This is a genomic window from Variovorax sp. 10N420 (genome assembly GCF_056394705.1).
Genome location: NZ_JBFTIJ010000013.1, coordinates 99218 through 114853, shown reverse-complemented (window position 1 = coordinate 114853; position 15636 = coordinate 99218). Strand labels below are relative to the sequence as shown.

General features: G+C 64.0%; 15 protein-coding genes and 1 pseudogene. 11 read left to right on the top strand and 5 right to left on the bottom strand.

Translation table 11 applies throughout. The features are described 5' to 3' along the window. Positions 1 to 785 precede the first annotated feature (785 nt). The gene (locus AC1DEK_RS25670) at positions 786 to 1079 is read left to right on the top strand and encodes a hypothetical protein (RefSeq protein ID WP_478128130.1); all 294 of its coding nucleotides are present in this window, start codon (positions 786 to 788) and stop codon (positions 1077 to 1079) included. Here AC1DEK_RS25670 and AC1DEK_RS25665 read toward each other — a convergent pair. Further along, positions 1076 to 1960, bottom strand: a complete 885-nt coding sequence (locus AC1DEK_RS25665; RefSeq protein ID WP_478128129.1) for an AraC family transcriptional regulator — start codon at positions 1958 to 1960, stop codon at positions 1076 to 1078. The two genes, AC1DEK_RS25670 and AC1DEK_RS25665, sit on opposite strands and share 4 nt — an antisense overlap. A gap of 372 nt (positions 1961 to 2332) precedes the next feature. Here AC1DEK_RS25665 and AC1DEK_RS25660 point away from each other — a divergent pair, with 372 nt between their 5' ends. From AC1DEK_RS25660 to AC1DEK_RS25645, 4 genes and pseudogenes are all read left to right on the top strand, one after another. Next, positions 2333 to 2905, top strand: a complete 573-nt coding sequence (locus AC1DEK_RS25660; RefSeq protein WP_478128128.1) for a ferritin-like domain-containing protein — start codon at positions 2333 to 2335, stop codon at positions 2903 to 2905. A 5-nt stretch (positions 2906 to 2910) separates the two neighbouring features. Beyond that, complete coding sequence (locus AC1DEK_RS25655) at positions 2911 to 3321, top strand: c-type cytochrome (protein ID WP_478128127.1); 411 nt, start codon at positions 2911 to 2913, stop codon at positions 3319 to 3321. A gap of 140 nt (positions 3322 to 3461) precedes the next feature. Beyond that, positions 3462 to 4286 (top strand): annotated as a pseudogene (locus AC1DEK_RS25650) (isocitrate lyase/PEP mutase family protein); the annotation flags it as partial. 260 nt (positions 4287 to 4546) lie between these two features. Then, on the top strand, positions 4547 to 4993 hold the full coding sequence (locus tag AC1DEK_RS25645; protein ID WP_478128126.1) for a hypothetical protein: 447 nt from the start codon (positions 4547 to 4549) through the stop codon (positions 4991 to 4993). A gap of 7 nt (positions 4994 to 5000) precedes the next feature. On the opposite strand, the gene AC1DEK_RS25640 is transcribed toward AC1DEK_RS25645, so the two are convergent. Both AC1DEK_RS25640 and AC1DEK_RS25635 read right to left on the bottom strand, forming a co-directional pair. Beyond that, the gene (locus AC1DEK_RS25640) at positions 5001 to 5750 is read right to left on the bottom strand and encodes an FAD-binding oxidoreductase (RefSeq protein ID WP_478128125.1); all 750 of its coding nucleotides are present in this window, start codon (positions 5748 to 5750) and stop codon (positions 5001 to 5003) included. Continuing rightward, positions 5740 to 6348: a sulfite oxidase-like oxidoreductase gene (locus AC1DEK_RS25635; RefSeq protein WP_478128124.1), complete on the bottom strand. Its 609-nt coding sequence runs from the start codon at positions 6346 to 6348 to the stop codon at positions 5740 to 5742. The genes AC1DEK_RS25640 and AC1DEK_RS25635 overlap by 11 nt, the downstream gene beginning before the upstream one ends. 329 nt (positions 6349 to 6677) lie before the next feature. Here AC1DEK_RS25635 and msrA point away from each other — a divergent pair, with 329 nt between their 5' ends. Genes msrA through AC1DEK_RS25620 form a run of 3 tightly spaced genes read left to right on the top strand, consistent with a single transcriptional unit; the run spans position 6678 to position 9489 of the window. Continuing rightward, positions 6678 to 7187: a peptide-methionine (S)-S-oxide reductase MsrA gene (gene msrA, locus AC1DEK_RS25630; RefSeq protein ID WP_478128123.1), complete on the top strand. Its 510-nt coding sequence runs from the start codon at positions 6678 to 6680 to the stop codon at positions 7185 to 7187. Positions 7188 to 7246: 59 nt separating this feature from the next. After that, positions 7247 to 8164: an NADP-dependent oxidoreductase gene (locus AC1DEK_RS25625; protein WP_478128122.1), complete on the top strand. Its 918-nt coding sequence runs from the start codon at positions 7247 to 7249 to the stop codon at positions 8162 to 8164. A gap of 23 nt (positions 8165 to 8187) precedes the next feature. Continuing rightward, positions 8188 to 9489 (top strand): MFS transporter, encoded by a 1302-nt coding sequence (locus AC1DEK_RS25620; protein ID WP_478128121.1) that lies wholly within the window; start codon positions 8188 to 8190, stop codon positions 9487 to 9489. Here the strand turns inward: AC1DEK_RS25620 and AC1DEK_RS25615 are convergent. Next, a complete protein-coding gene (locus tag AC1DEK_RS25615; RefSeq protein WP_478128120.1) occupies positions 9458 to 11251 on the bottom strand; it encodes a glutamine--tRNA ligase/YqeY domain fusion protein in 1794 nt (597 codons plus the stop codon). The two genes, AC1DEK_RS25620 and AC1DEK_RS25615, sit on opposite strands and share 32 nt — an antisense overlap. A 404-nt stretch (positions 11252 to 11655) precedes the next feature. Between AC1DEK_RS25615 and AC1DEK_RS25610 the strand changes: the two genes are divergently transcribed. The 3 genes from AC1DEK_RS25610 to AC1DEK_RS25600 all read left to right on the top strand — a co-directional run bounded on the left by AC1DEK_RS25610 (position 11656) and on the right by AC1DEK_RS25600 (position 15419). After that, positions 11656 to 12192, top strand: coding sequence for a peroxiredoxin-like family protein (locus AC1DEK_RS25610; protein ID WP_478128119.1), 537 nt, complete (start codon positions 11656 to 11658; stop codon positions 12190 to 12192). A 100-nt stretch (positions 12193 to 12292) separates the two neighbouring features. After that, positions 12293 to 13978 carry an ATP-binding protein gene (locus AC1DEK_RS25605; RefSeq protein ID WP_478128118.1) on the top strand — a complete coding sequence of 562 codons (1686 nt, stop codon included), beginning with the start codon at positions 12293 to 12295 and terminating at the stop codon, positions 13976 to 13978. After that, on the top strand, positions 13947 to 15419 hold the full coding sequence (locus tag AC1DEK_RS25600; RefSeq protein ID WP_478128117.1) for a phage terminase large subunit family protein: 1473 nt from the start codon (positions 13947 to 13949) through the stop codon (positions 15417 to 15419). The genes AC1DEK_RS25605 and AC1DEK_RS25600 overlap by 32 nt, the downstream gene beginning before the upstream one ends. Here AC1DEK_RS25600 and AC1DEK_RS25595 read toward each other — a convergent pair. Beyond that, positions 15416 to 15634 carry a hypothetical protein gene (locus AC1DEK_RS25595; RefSeq protein WP_478128116.1) on the bottom strand — a complete coding sequence of 73 codons (219 nt, stop codon included), beginning with the start codon at positions 15632 to 15634 and terminating at the stop codon, positions 15416 to 15418. The two genes, AC1DEK_RS25600 and AC1DEK_RS25595, sit on opposite strands and share 4 nt — an antisense overlap. Positions 15635 to 15636: the final 2 nt, after the last annotated feature.

The following is a 15636-nucleotide window of genomic DNA, read 5'->3' as shown; positions in this document are numbered from 1 at the left end:
CTGATGCAGGGTCCATCCCTGCCTCCATCGCTCCCACATCAATGCCTTCTGGCTGTCCGTGTAGTAGGTTCGCGTCCGGTAAGCCATCTGCAACACTCCTTCTGCCTACGGCAGTCATCAGTGGGTTGCATCGACCGGTTGAATCCGCAACTGGTTGCGGTCCTTCGATCCAGCCAGGCTTTGAGACCGCTTCGTTCCGAGTAGCGGGCAAGCCGAGCGTCGCCGCAGCTCTTCGTGGTCCACTCCTTGTTTGATGATTGAGGAATTCGGCCGTCCTCGCCATTTCATTCAGAAAGCGCGAGTCGGATCACGTCCTGCAACTCCAAGAAGCTTGGGACCACCTTAGTACGAACTGGCATGTCGGCATCCCTGATGGCCACAGCCGCGAAGCCATCTGCGCGGAAAACATCGACGTAGGGAAGATAGAGGCAGTGACATACATCTCCAAAATCACTGGTTCTTGCCTTGCGCCTCTGGGTCGGATCGAGCGATGTGCGCCGAAATGCTTGCGTCGCAACGCTGGCGTGCACATGAGGCCCGGTGAAGTGTTCCAGGACGGCGCAGCATTCGCCGCACCTTCGAGGCCTGCGCTGTGGAGCGACTTCACAAGGCCGTGCGCAAAGCCAGCAGACAGTCGGTCGAAGATTTCATTGAACATCTTTCTCGTGGCGACTTCAGGCTGGCCGCGGCTCAGTTCCGCCTCGTACAGGAGGCGCAGTTCCTCTGCCGTGTCGCTCAGATTGCGCCTTACTTTTCGCCGTTGAATCTCAACCACGCAGACAGCTTTGAAGTCGATTCTCATTGGTTCGCGTGCCACTGAGCAAACTGCTCTAGGTTCGACACGGCTTCCGGAAGAGCACAACAAGCGCGTAGTTTCATGGCAAGCGAAGGCACGCAAGTTCGGCGCGGGCCTGGGCAACGGCGAGGACGTCGAAGAGGCCAGGCTGGAAGTGGTGCGTGGTGTCGACGACGTGATCGAGTCGTTCAGCGAGTACGTCGCCGGCATCGCCACCGGCAAGGAGCTCGACGTGGTCTCGCAGAATGGAGTGCAAAAGGCGCTCGGGAGGCATCATCCCTAGGCGGGATCGATGCGACGCACCTCGGACGGTTCGATCCCATAACTCCTTCGAAACGCCTTGACGAAGCTGCTGCGACTGGCATAACCCGCGTTGCGGGCGACTGCTTCGATTGGCAAGCCGCTCGCCTTGAGCTGGGACATCGCCTGCCGCAATCGCAGCGCCCGAAGGACCTGCATCGGCGGCTTTCCGATGGTGTCCGTGAATCGGGCCACGAAGGCAGAGCGACTGAGACAAGCCAGATGGGCAAGGCTGTGGAGCGAGTGGTCGTCCCCCGGGCGCATGGCCATCGCGGCGAAGGCGCGCGCAACCAGGGGATCACTGATGACCGAGAAGCGCTCCACCCATGCGTTCATCGAAACAAGTGACCTGCGCAAGAGCAGGACGATGACCTGCTTCAACAAGGCGGCACTCATGGCGCCGCTTCCGATCTCCTGCGCGACGAGCTCGTTGATCGCTGCTTGCAGTTTGACATCCACCTGATCTTCGGCACTGAACTGCTCGAAGATCGGTTCCGTCAACCCGCCGAAGAGGTCCGTGCACGCGCCATAGGTGGCGTGAAAGTAACCGCAGACAAGAACCAGCGAAGGGTCGCCATTTCCTGCCGTGACCTTCCGGATTGCGTCCGGTGACCTGTTTTGCACTCGACCGTTGATCGACAGCAAGCCGGAAAAGCCGTTGGTCCCTTCAACCTCTATGCGGAACAGTGACTTCGGCGGAACGACGATCAGCGTGTGCGGCATCAATGGGATGGGGTCCCCGTTATCCACCACGGCCCGACCGTTGCCGACCAGGTTGTAGTGGATTCCCGGCGCGTTCACGCCGCCCAATTCCAGGCTGTATCCCATGCTGACCAAGCACTCGGTGAGGGCCACAAAGTTCACCTCCAGAGTTCCGAGAAGGCTCTCGAGATCAGCGGGAGAAGCGCGTAGGACAGGATGTTCGTGCAAGCTCAGGCTCCAGGTGACGCTGTGAAGAAACGCGTCCCGAACCCGGATGGTACGAAATCGCTGAGTTCCGGCGCGGAAACACGCTCGGCGCAATTCGCAGCGGCGAGTCCGTGTCCTGAAGTCCTGCAAATGCACCACCGCATCCGTTTCAACGCCTTCTTCCGGTCCTTGGCGTGAGATGACCGCTAGAGTGAATCGGCAGGCGGGTGCGACATTGGCGCACGCGCGAAACCGAGTGGACGCAGTCATGGGAACTGCGGACCCGAGCACCACGGAAACTTTCAATTCACCGAAGGAACGCCAGCTATGTCTTCACCCCTGAACCAGCCGATCGCGCAGGAGCCGCGCCGGGCATTCCTCGGCCTGGCGGGCCTGGGTCTCATTGCCGCATCCACTCCCGCGATGGCGGCCGGGCGCAAGTCGAACGACGCATCCAGGGACGTGTCGGTCATGCAGACGGCCCTCGCACTGGAACACGAAGGCATCGCCGCATATCGGCTCGCTGGCGGCAGCGGCCTGCTCAAGCCCGGCACCCTCAAGATCGCGAAGGTGTTCATGGGGCACCACGAGCAGCACCGGGACTCGCTGGCCGCGCTCATTGCCAAGGCGGGGGGCACGCCGGTCCAGCCGCAGGCGGACGGCCATTACGTGGAGTCGCTCAACCTGGGATCGCTCAAGACCGAGGGCGATGTGGTGGCTCTCGCGACCAAGCTCGAGCAGGGAGCGGCGAGCGCCTATGTCGGCCAAGTCGCGGCGCTGCGCGACCCCAAGCTGGCGCAGCTTTTCAGCAGCCTCGCGGCCGACGAAGCAGTGCACTGGGCGACCCTGAACAACGCGCAGGGGCTGGAGATCCGCCCCCGGGCCTACCTGTTCGGCTGAACCGCATGCGAACCAGTCCCTTGCCGGTGGCCGGCACGATGGCGCTCCTGGCCGTCCTTGGCGCACTGCCGCTGTCCGTGGCGGCGCAGGTCGTCGAAAGCGCAAGCGCGGGCGCGACGCTGTTCGAAAGCAGGTGCGCAGCCTGTCATTCACTCGACGCGAGCCGCGTGGGCCCGATGCTGCGCGGCGTCGTGGGCCGCGAGGTGGCCTCTGTTGCCGGCTACACGTACTCGGGCGCCCTCAAGCGCGTGAACGGACGCTGGGATGCGCGGCGCCTGGAGATGTGGTTGCGGGACCCGCAATCGGTCGCTCCGGGTACTGCGATGGCGTTTTCCCTCGCTTCGGCGGCCGATCGCCAGGCGGTGATTCACTACCTTGCGTCCACGAGTTCGCCGACCGATGCCGTTAAGCGATGACGGCAGAGAATGCATCTTCGCTTCCCGATAACCGACTCGGTCGCCCTTCACGCGATCGCGCCCAGGGCGGGGGCCAGACCTTGCCGCTGGGGAGCATTGGCGCCTTCGTCTTCCGCAGAGAGCTATTCAGGAGCAATTCCATGTCATCCCAACCCGCCGACATTGCCCAACGTCGCCGCGCCTTTCGTGAACTGCATCAGTCCGGATGCTTCGTCATGCCGAATCCCTGGGACCGGGGCAGTGCACGCTACCTGCAGGCTTTGGGGTTCAAGGCCTTGGGAACCACCAGTGCAGGCGCAGCCTGGTCACGAGCACGCGCGGACGGGAATCTGTCTCTGGACGATGTGCTCGAGCACCTGCAGGACATCGTCGATGCGACGGCCATCCCCGTCAACGCCGACTTCGAATCTGGCTTCGCGCAAAGTGCAGCCGGACTCGCCGACAACCTTCGCAAGGCCGTAGACACCGGGGTCGCTGGCATCTCGCTCGAGGACGCCAGCGGCATTCCTTCGAATCCCGTGCGGGACATCGGCTCCTCTGTCGCACGGCTGCGGGCGGCGCGTGCCGTGCTCGACGAGCACGGGCCCGATGCACCGCTTTTGATCGGACGCGCGGAGAACTTCTCGGTCGGGAACCCCAACCTGGAGGACACCATCCTGCGCGTGCGGGCCTATGCCGAAGCAGGCGCCGACGTCCTCTACGCCCCCGGAATCACGAGGCGCGAGGACATCGCGGCGCTCGTGAATGCCGTGCACCCCAAGCCATTGAACGTGCTCGTCGGGCCAGACACGGCCTTGACCTTCGACGAGATTGCATCTCTCGGCGTGCGGCGCATCAGCGTAGGAGCGGCGCTCGCGCGCAGCGCTTGGGGTGGTTTCATGCGCGCCGCGCGGTCGATCGCCGAAAACGGCCGCTTCGACTTTGGCAAGCCCGCAAGCGGCAAGGAGCTGAACTCGTTCTTCAAGCTCAGTACGGAAACGCCCTCCTCCGTGACGGCGAACATCTTGGGACGCGTGGAGTTTCGCCTGGGAGAAGGTCCGCTCCTGGAGATCCGGAAGGGCTCGGTCGAGATCACATTCTCCTCAGGTGACGCCGTGTTTACGTGGTCGGATGGCAACTGGCGAGAGGAGGCGGCCATGCCGTTTGCGAATTTCTGCCGGTACGTCTCCGACGGAGCCATCGTCCTGGCGGAAACCTGAGCGCCCGCACCTATCGAAAGCAGACCATGTTGAGCAAGACTTCCCTTCAGACGACCATCAGGAACCTCCAGGAGGCGCAATTGCGGCAGTCGCGCGACGCTTATGCGGCCTACCTCGCCGCGGCGAGGCGCGATCGCACGGAACCCGTTGACCAGGACCAGGCATCGCAGGAATTCGGCAATGCCGAACTGGCGGAGTACTTCGAGGGGCCGACGCGAACCTACGAGGCCGCGCTGAAACGCCTGCAGTCCATCGACTTCGGGCCGAAGTCGCGCGTGGAGGAGGGCGCTGCCGTCCAGGTCGACGGCCGTTGGTACGTCATAGGCGTTGCGAGCCAGGCATTCGAGTGCGACGGCGTGACGTACATGGGAATTTCCACGGACGCGCCCATCTACAAGGCTCTCGCAGGCGCGGCCGCTGGCGATGTCGTCGCATTCCGCGGGCGCGACTGGAAGATCCGGGCGGTTGCCTGAGGCTGGATCAGGCGCCTCCGTATCGCTCCGTCTTTACTGCCTCCGCTGGTACCCCCAGCCGCACGAGGGCAGTGGCCGCCGTTTCCACGAATTCGGTGGCCCCGCAGATGAAGCACGCCAGTTCCTGGCGGTCGCTCCTGGAGTCAAGCACCGCGGCCAGCATTTCCATGTCGATGCGTCGGCCGAAGTCGCCGGGCCGCCGCGCCGGCTCTCTGGTCGTCGTTGCGACAAAGGAGAAGCTCGAGTCGCTCGCCGCCAGGCTCTCCAGTTCCGCCGCGAACGCGATGTGCGACCACTTCCTGGCGCTGTACAGGAGCAGCGCCGGAGCTGCCGGGTCCGGCGCTGCAGACCGATGCCGGACCATCGACATCAGCGGTGCGATGCCCGAGCCGCCCGCGATGAGGGCGATGGGCTGGCGATCCGAAGGCGTCCACGTGAAATGTCCGCCGACAGGGCCGCGAATCTCGAGCGTGTCGCCAGGCTGGAGTTCGTCCGCGATGAACGGGGACACCTCTCCGCCGGGCAGGCGCTCGACCAGGAACTCCAGCGCCGAACTGCCGGGAGCGGACGCGATCGAGTAGCTGCGCCGCGCCTCGTACCCGTCTTCGGCGACGAGACGGATGTCCACGTGTTGGCCTGCCACGTATTCGCCGATGGTGTTCTCCAGCAGCAGGCTGACGGCGTCAGGGGTGGCAAGGCGCTTCGCCCGAACCGTCGCCGGCGACCAGTGCAGGCGAGTCGTCGGGCTAACGGTCACCGGAGTACCGTTGCTCTTTCCACGGATCGCCCCGCATGTGATAGCCGCGCAGTTCCCAGAATCCTGCTTCGTCACGCTCGGTGAATTTCAAGCCATTGCACCACTTGGCGCTCTTCCAGAAATACAGGTGCGGAACCAGCAGGCGCGAAGGGCCTCCGTGCTGCACAGACAGGGGGCGCCCTCCGTACACGGTCGCCACCATCGCCTTCCCGCCCACCAGATCCGCAGTGGGAACGTTGGTCGTGTAGCCGCCGTAGCACTCGGCCAGAACGAATGATGTCAGCTCCCCGACACCCGCCTCCTTCAAGAGATGGTCGATGGACACCCCCTCCCAGGCCATATCGAACTTCGACCATGAGGTGACGCAGTGGATGTCGCCTGTCCAAGTGGTGCGAGGCAGCTGGCTGAATTCCAGCCATGACCAGCTGGCGATCGGCCTGGAGCCCTGCTTCAGCGTGAACCTCCAGTCGCCCAGATCGATCTGCGGTGTCGGGGTCGCCGACAGAACCGGAAAGTCCTGAGTCGCGTGCTGTCCCGGCGGCAAGCGTGCAGCGGTTTCGGGATCGACGCGACGGCCGGTAAAGCCTCTGGTTGCCACGGGGGAGCTCCTTCTTTGGTCTGACTGCGCGAGTGAGCAGAGTCCCATCGTAGCGACCGAGGACCGGCCGGCCTAGATGCCGGAGACGCGTTGCAACGTTTTCCGGACTCCGGAGCACTCGATCTGCGCCTCCACGCGATCGCGCCGAAGTTTCGATATCACTCGAGGACGGGTTGACACGTTTGCCGGATGCGGAGGCTGATGGCGTGGCGGAGAATTCTCCCTGGCGCAGGAGAATGGCGACCCCGAACTTGTGGATCGTCGAGGGTCCGAAGATGCGGCCAGTAAAGGTTAATCATGATCAAGTTTTGCAGCGAAGAGGAGACGCCATGACCACGGAACGCGCGATTCTTGCCGGCGGCTGCTTCTGGGGGATGCAGCAGCTGTTCCGGCGCCGTGACGGCGTCATAACAACTCGGGTGGGGTATTCAGGCGGGGACGTCGCCAACGCCACGTACCGCAACCATGGCACACACGCCGAAGCCATCGAAGTCATCTTCGATCCCAAAAGACTTGGGTTTCGCGATCTGCTGGAGTTCTTCTTCCAGGTTCACGATCCCTCGACCCGGAACCGGCAGGGTAACGACACCGGCACGAGCTACCGGTCTGCCATCTTCTACACCAGCGAGGAGCAGAAGCGCATCGCGCACGAAACCATCGCCGAAGTGGATGCGACCGGCCTGTGGCCTGGAAAGATCGTGACTGAGGTGGTGCCGGCGGGTGATTTCTGGGAAGCAGAGCCGGAACATCAAGACTATCTGGAGCGCAGGCCGAACGGCTACACCTGCCATTACATCCGGCCGGATTGGGTGCTTCCTGCGACGAAGGCGGAGCGCTAGGGAGCTCAACAGATGGGTTGCCTGCGGTGCAGGCGAACACGCAACATGAAAGGTAGACCATGAAGGCAATCACAGTCTCGGACCAGGCCGTGGGAATGGCCGGAATGAAACTGGCGGAGCGGCCCGAGCCGCAGGCATCGATCAACGACGTCGTCGTTCAGGTGCATGCGTCGGGATTCGTCAACACCGAACTGAGTTGGCCTTCGACCTGGGCCGACCGCATCGGCCGCGACCGGACGCCGACGATCCCCGGGCACGAGTTGGCCGGAGTGGTCACATCCCTCGGTTACGGCACGACGGGTCTGTCGGTCGGGCAGCGTGTGTTGGGCCTCACGGACTGGTACCGCGACGGCACCCTCGCGGAGTTCGTGGCCGTCGAGGCACGCAACCTCGCACCGCTGCCGGGCGACGTCGACTTCACCGTCGGCGCGAGCCTGCCGATTTCCGGCCTGACTGCGTGGCAGGGCCTGCACGAGCACGGCCGCCTTCGTTCGGGGCAGAGTGTCATTGCGCATGGTGCAGCAGGCGCGGTCGGATCGATGGTGACGCAACTCGCGCGCGAGTTCGGTGCTTACGTCATCGGCACCGGACGCGCCGCCGACCGCCAGGCTGCGCTCGATTTCGGAGCCAACGAGTTTGTCGACCTCGACAGCGAGGCGCTGGAAGACGTGGGCCGAGTCGACCTGGTGTTCGACCTGATTGGCGGCGAGATCGGGAAGCGGTCGGCGCGCCTGCTTCGGGCCGGAGGGACGCTGGTGTCCATCGTAGGGCCGTCGGAGGTGAGACCCGCCGACGGTGTGGCGATCGACTTCGTCGTCGAGTCCGATCGCGCCCAACTGCATGAGATCGTGCAGCGTGTGCGGGATGGGCGACTGCGGACGAACATCGGCACCGTCGCGTCCCTCGACGATGCCGTCGCGGCCTTCAGTCCAACCATGCGACGCCCGGGGAAGACGATCATCCGCGTCCGCCCGTGATGGCTCCGGAAGGACAAGCGAGTTTGCGCTCCTCGTCGATGGCCGGTGAAGTCGCCGGGACGGTGGCACGAGACACCAACCCGGCTCACTGGCGCGGAATGCTCCGGCTGGCATTCTTTTCCGCGGCGCTTTCCCTCGTGGTCTCCTTTGCCGCGGTGGCCGCTCCGATCCCGCTGTACAACATCTACCGAGCCGAGGACGGGTTCACCAACGCGGGCATTTCGATGGCTGTCGTCGTGTATGCCATCGGAACCATCGCCGCGCTGCTGGTCCTGGGACGACTGTCCAATCACGTGGGTCGCCGGCGCACTGCGATGGCCAGTCTCGGCGTGATCCTGCTTGGCTGCCTGGTCTTGCTGGAGGTGCACGACGTCGGCACCCTGCTGGCTGGCCGGTTCCTGGTGGGCATGGGGACCGGTTTGGCCAGCAGCAGCCTGAGCGCCTACATCGTCGACGCCGCTCCGAGCAAGCCCGAATGGCTGGCCACTGTTGCCTCGAGCCAGGGGCCGATGCTTGGCCTCGCCGTCGGCGCCATCGGCTCCGGCGCGCTCGTCCAGTTAGGCCCCTGGCCACGCGACCTGATCTACCTGGTTTGCGTCTGCCTTCTCCTGCTGTCTGCTGTTCTCATCGCCATCAGCCCGGAAACGGCAGCCCCGACGCCGGGCGCATGGCGATCGCTTCTACCGCGGGTTCGCGTACCGTCCCGAGTGAGGCACCTGCTCGCCGTGGCGGCAGCCGTTTTCCTCGCCACCTGGGCGACCGGGGCCTTCTACCAGGCGTTCGTGCCTGCCCTGGTGGAAGACCAACTCCACACCCGCAGTCCGCTCATCCTCGGACTCGTGTTCGCCGCCTACATGACCCCCAGTGTTCTCGGCGCTCCCCTCGGCGGCCGGTTTACATCTGCGGCCGCCCAGCGCATCGGCATGATCACCTTCCTGGCCGGATTGACGGGCGTCATCGCGGCCATCGCGGCTGGCACATTGACGTTGTTCATCATCGCAACCGTTGTTGCGGGCGCCGGGCAAGGCATCGCCATCAGCGCGGCTACCCGAGGCCTGCTGCAAGGCAGCCCCGTGGCGGAGCGCGCGCCGATCTTCAGCACGATCTATTTGCTCTGCTATGGTGCCGCTGCCTTTCCCAGCCTCATCTCGGGCCGGCTGTCCAACACCTTCTCGCTGCCGCAGATCGCCCTCGGGTACGGCGGACTCGCCATTGCCGCCACCGTGTTTACGGTCCTCGGCGCACGCAATCCGCACACCGACACCACCGTGGACGCCGGACCCCGCCTGCTCCCTAGCCGGCGAACGTCTCCCTCAGAGTCGTGATCCTGTTGAAGACCAGCTTGCCCTGACCCGGCGCATGGTCCTCCCTGTCCGCTACGAAGTAGCCGATGCGCTCGAACTGGAAACGCTCTTCGCGCGTCGCCTGGCGAAGCAACGGCTCGACGTACGCCGTGACGCGCCGGACACTGGCGGGATGGAGTTCGGCCAGGAAGCCGCGGTGCCCGGCGTCGGGTCGCGGAACAGCGAAGAGTCGGTCATACAGGCGCACTTCCGCCTCTACGCCATCGGCGACGCTCACCCAGGTGATGGTTCCCTTGACCTTGATGGCGGCCGCACCCGGCGTGCCGCTTTTGGTCTCCGGTAGTACCTCTGCGTGGATCTCGGCCAGCGCTCCGTCGGCCATTCTCACCGCACCGGTGCATCGCACGACGTACCCGGACTTCAGCCGCACGACATTGCCGGGAAACAGGCGATGGAAGCCGGGACTCGGTGACTCGGCGTAATCAGCGCGCTCCACCCACAACTCGCGCCCGAAGGAGAACGTGCGTTCGCCGCGCTCCGGTGCCTTGGGATGGATCGATGCCGAGCAGGATTCCAGATGACCCGCGCCCATGACCTCGTCCCAGTTGGTAACGACCAGGCGAACGGGGTCCAACACTGCCATGGCGCGAGCGGCCGTGGGCTCCAGGTCGTCCCGCAAGGCACCTTCGAGGACGGAGTAGTCGATCCAACTTTGCTCCTTGCTCACGCCGATGCGTTCCGCGAAGAGCTGGAGCGCGCCCGGTGTGTAGCCGCGGCGTCGCAAACCCACGATCGTGGGCATCCGGGGATCATCCCAGCCTGCCACGTGACCTTCGTCGACCAGCTGCTTGAGCTTGCGCTTGCTGGTCACCACGTAGGTCAGGTTCAGCCGGGCGAACTCGTATTGGCGCGGCGGCGGCGTGTTGATGAGGCCGCCCTGCGCCAGATGGGACAGCAGCCAGTCGTAGAACGGCCGCTGATCCTCGAATTCCAGCGTGGCGATGCTGTGGGTGATGTTCTCCAGCGCGTCTTCAATAGGATGCGCGAAGGCGTACATCGGGTAGATGCACCACTTGTCGCCGGTGTTGTGATGGTGCGCGTACTTGATACGGTAGAGGGCGGGGTCCCGCAGGTTGATGTTGGCGCTCGCCATGTCGATCCTGGCTCGCAGGATCGCCGCTCCCTCCGGTAGCTTTCCGTCGCGCATCTCGCGGAAGCGGTGCAGGCTTTCCGCGGGGCTGCGCTCCCGGTACGGGCTGTCAACACCCGGACGGGCGAAATCGCCACGATGGATGCGCAGCTGCTCCGCATCCTGTTCATCGACGTACGCGAGCCCCGCCTCGATCAGGTATTCGGCAGCGCGATACATGAAATCGAAGTAGTCGCTGGCCTGGTAGAGGTGCCGGGTGCCGCCTGCCTCCCAATCAAAACCGAGCCATCGCACGACATCCTTGATGCCCTCGACGAACTCGAGCTCTTCCTTCTCGGGATTCGTGTCGTCGAAGCGCAGGTGACAGGCGCCTTGGTAGTCTCGCGCCAGGCCGAAATTCACGTTGATGCTCTTGGCATGCCCGATGTGCAGGTAGCCGTTGGGCTCCGGCGGGAACCGGGTGCGAATCCGGGCCCAGTCCGGCGGGCCGCCGGCGTGATGGCGGGCCTCTCCAGGACTGCCTGCCCAGCGGCGAGACGCATAAGTGCGACTCGCGATGTCGCGGTCAATCGCCTGCCGGAGGAAGTTGCCCGAAGCGGCCGGCCCAGGCGCGGAAGTGGACGAACGTGGCAAGGTCGTTACCCGAAGAAATGCGTTCTTTGTCGCGTACCAGCCGAAGGGCGGGCCCGGCTCGGCTGGACCCAATGACTACCGGGTCCCATTGCTCAGGCTGCAAGCGGTGACTCCCGTCGTCCGAGTACCAGCGCTCAATGTAGCGCGTACCTCCGCGAGAACACTCGGCATGCGCCGCTCATGGACCACGGCGCGACGATCGGATGCTTGAACCGGACTCCTGGACACATCGCCAGCCGCACGGTGTTCCGGCGCCTGCCTTCTACGAGTATGTGGACCAGGGCGGCTCGACAAGTGACGGGGGCTCGGCGAAGGAACTGGACTCGCCGACACGAAATCCGGACCGCCGGGAATGCTTGGCGCGAAACAATCCCATCCACTTCCACTTGACCAGGCCCTGTGCCATGCTCGTTCCACGCCAAGCCGCACCGCAACTCATCGTCGACACCGTCGCCCACGGTTCTTTCGATCTTGCCCGGGAAGAGCCTCGGAGCATGACGCTCGTCTGCTTCTATCGTGGCCTGCACTGCCCCATCTGCACGAACTACCTTAAGGAACTGGAGCGGCTGACGCCGGCCTTCGAGGAGCGCGGCGTGAGTACGATCGCCATCAGCTCCGACGGCGAAGCGCGTGCGAGGGAAATGTCGCACAAGATCCGGGCGTCGCAGCTCCGCGTCGGGTACGGTCTGCCACTGGCGGTGGCGCGCGACTGGGGCCTGTACATCTCCGAGTCCCGCGGGAGGACATCCATCGGCATCGAGGAACCTCCGCTCTTCTCGGAACCCGGCGTATTCCTGATTCGGCCCGATCGTACTGTCTACTATCTTTCCGTCCAGTCGATGCCGTTCGTGCGGCCCCCCTTCGGCGAGATGATCCAGGCCCTGGACTTCGTCGTGAAGAACGACTACCCGGCGCGCGGCGAGTACATTGGCCCGCTCTGACCCGGCCCGGCAAGCGCAAGTGGTCCGCGCTCGCGCGGGGGAAATCAATCTGCCGGCGCCGTCAGCTAGTATCACGGCACTCTAGTTTCACCTCGATGGCATGTTGTCCCGCTCGGTAGCACTCCGCATTCTCTCGGGGCTGGCCGTCCTCGCTGCCATCGTTCTTGTCACCTTTGCCGCCTGGTGGTCGACGCTGCCCATGCGTAATGCGGCGCTTGAGAACGCGCGCCGAGGGACACAGCAAGAGACACTCGGCCTTGCGGAGCAATTCTCCGCGGTCACGCGCAGCGCCATTTCCAGCCTGAACGCCGTCTCGATCTCGATGGAAGCGCACGGGGGGCCGCGCGGTCTCGCAGCCTCGGAGGTGAGCGCGGAACTAAAGCGCGCAGCCGGTGACTCTGTCGGCACGCAAGCGATGTTCGTGATCGATTCGACCGGGACAGTCATGGCGAGCGTTGGCATGTCAAAAACTCGGGAAGGTCAGTCGGTGCGAGGCCGCCCAGTCGTCGCCTATCACCTCAGCCATCCGATGGATCTTGGAATTCATATCGACCATGCCAAGTATTCGGAGATGACCGGTGGTTGGGTTCTGCCCATTTCCCGCGTCATTGCGTCGAGCGACGGAAAGATGTTGGGCGTGGTCGGCGTGGCGATCAACCTCTCTTACATGCGAGACCTTTACGAGAAGCTGGGAAATTTGCGGGAGGCCAGCTTTTCGATCCTTTCGCGCAATGGGGAGGTCATTTTCCGTCACCCCTTCATCGAAGGAGTCATTGGGGTGCACCGTAGTCCGATCCACGAGGACGGCTCATACGAATCCACGAGCGAACTTGATGGTGTTACGCGGATCCTCAGCTACCGAAAACTCGAAGGCGTTGATGTCGTGATGCGTGTTGGCTTTCCTCTAGATCAAGTAGTTGCACCATGGCGTGACTTCGCCCAAGAACGTGTGACCTGGACGGCGTCGTGCCTGAGCTTGTTTGCTGCTCTGTGCTATGCAGGCTGGTTTGTTTACCAGAGAGATAGCCGCCAGTTGCGCGCTGTGGAGGAAGGCTTCGGAAGGAAGGAAAGCGAACTGCGCCAGGAAATTGATCAGATAGAAGACTTTTCCATCTCGCTGTCGCAAAAATTTTCGACCCCGCTCGGTCAGCTGCGCAACATCCTGCAAGCTCACCCCGAGAAGGTGGCGGCGTTGGGCGAGGACGCGTGCGAGGATGTCCTTGCGTCCGCGATCAAGATGGAAGGACTCGCACAAGACGTGGGAGCCCTGGGGCTTGCGCGAAAGGCCGCCGTCAAGCGGCAGGATCTCGACGTGACGTTGATGGCACATGAAATCGTGCGGTCGCTGCGGGCCGCAAATCCGACCCGCTTGGTCGACGTTCGCGTTCAGGAGCAGATGTACGCGACGGCAGATGCCAGACTCCTAAAGGTGGTGCTGTCCAACCTCATTGGCAACGCATGGAAGTTCACGGCGCTCACGCAGGCGGCCATCATCGAGGTCGGGGCGCGGGCGGGACTGACCGAAACGATCTTCTTCGTGCGCGACAACGGCCCCGGTTTTGATCCGGGTGACGCGAAGTGGATCTTCAAGCCATTCCATCGACTTCCGACTTCAGCGGAGTTTGAGGGACAGGGCATCGGCCTCACGGCCGCTCAGCGGATCATCGAACGCCACGGCGGGCGCATCTGGGCCAAGGGCAGAGTAGGCAAGGGCGCCGCGTTCTTCTTTACTGTCCAGCCGGAGCTGGCGATCAATGGCGAAACCTTCAGGCACGCACGCCCGTAGGAGGTGGTACGCGCTGAGCTTCGCGCAGATGTACGTGAAGACGCGCCTGAACCCGATCATCACGGGGTCGCCTTTCCTGCGGCAGGCGGTGAAGAGCGGCGACGGCTCGGATTCGGCCGAGGTCAAGCAGCTGGGCGCCGGCGGGTTCCTCTACTTCCGCGGCGCTTCGAGCGACACCGCGGCGATCTCGGTGGCAGCGGACGCCGTCATTTACGACGAGTACGACTTCGCCAATCAGGAGATCGCGGGCCAGTTCCAGTCGCGCCTCACCCACTCGCAGCACAAGATCCAGACCTTTCTCTCGACGCCGAGCGTTCCAGGCGGCCCGATCGACCTTGCCTTCCGCGACTCGCGCCGGCACTGGAACTTCGTCAAGTGCCACCACTGCGGCCACCGCTTCTGCCCGGACTACCTGGCGCACGTCAAGATCCCCGGCTACGACGACCTGAGCAAGCTCACCAAGGCCAAGCTCGCGCACGTGCGCTATCAGGAGGCGGTGCTGCTGTGCCCGCACTGCGGCAAGATGCCCAGCCTGCAGCCCGAGAACCGCGAGTGGGTGGTGGAGAACTCGCTGGAGAAGCACCTGGCCGCCGGCTATCAGGTGCAGCCCTTCGACGCGCCGAACATCATCGAGATCCCGTACCTCGTGCGCGCGAGCACCAGCTACGCGCGCTGGGCCGACTTCGTGAACTTCAACCTGGGCCTGCCGGCCGAGGACGCCGACTCGGGTCTGACCCCCGACGACGTCGACCGCATGCTCGTCGAGATGGAGTCGAGCCCTTTGACGACCCACGTGATCGGCTCGGACATGGGTCTCATCTGCCGCCTCTTCGTTGCCGGAGTGACGACCGAAGGCCAGATGATCATCGTGCACACCGAGCAGATCCCGATCGGCGACTTCCGCCGCCGCTACCCGGAGCTGGCGCGCCAGTACCGCGTGACCGCCAAGGTGCTTGACGCCCAGCCCTACGTGGAGACGCTGCTGCACCTGCAGGAGACCGACCGCAACCTCTTCGCCGCGTACTTCGTGACACGCAAGGGCCTGAACGTCTACGACACGACGAGCCGCGAGGAGAACGAGAAAGAGGGCAAGACCGCCCTGCGCCAGGTCTCGGTCAACAAGCACGCGGCGCTGGACGTGCTGCTCGAGGGGATTCGCAGCGGCAACATCCTCATCAAGAAGACGCCGGACGCGCCGGACATCAAGGCGCAGCTGATCGCCTCCAAGCGCGCGCAGAAGGTGACCGAGGACGGCAAGATCTCGCTGTGGATGAAGCCCTCGAACGGCGACGACCACTTCCACTACGCGCTGCTGTACACGTGGCTTGCTGCGCAGATCCGTGGCGCCGTTATCCGCGGCGCCGGCGTGCCGCCGCTGGTGACCAGCTTCAAGGTGAAGCAGCCGGCGCCGGCACCCGCCAGGGGCACCGGAATGCGCTAGTTACTACGCGGCTCGAAGACTGGTCCGTCGAGGAGCTTGGGGAGCATGAGCCCGATCAGGCTCTTTGCGAGATAGCTGTTGGACGCGTCGCAGATGAAGTCCTTGTCAGCTTCATCGATGTCGCCGCTCGGGTATGGCGAGGCACTGTGGGTCAGCTTGCCATCTTCCCACTGGTATGTTGGGAAGTATTGAGGTCTGTCACGGTTAATCAACATCT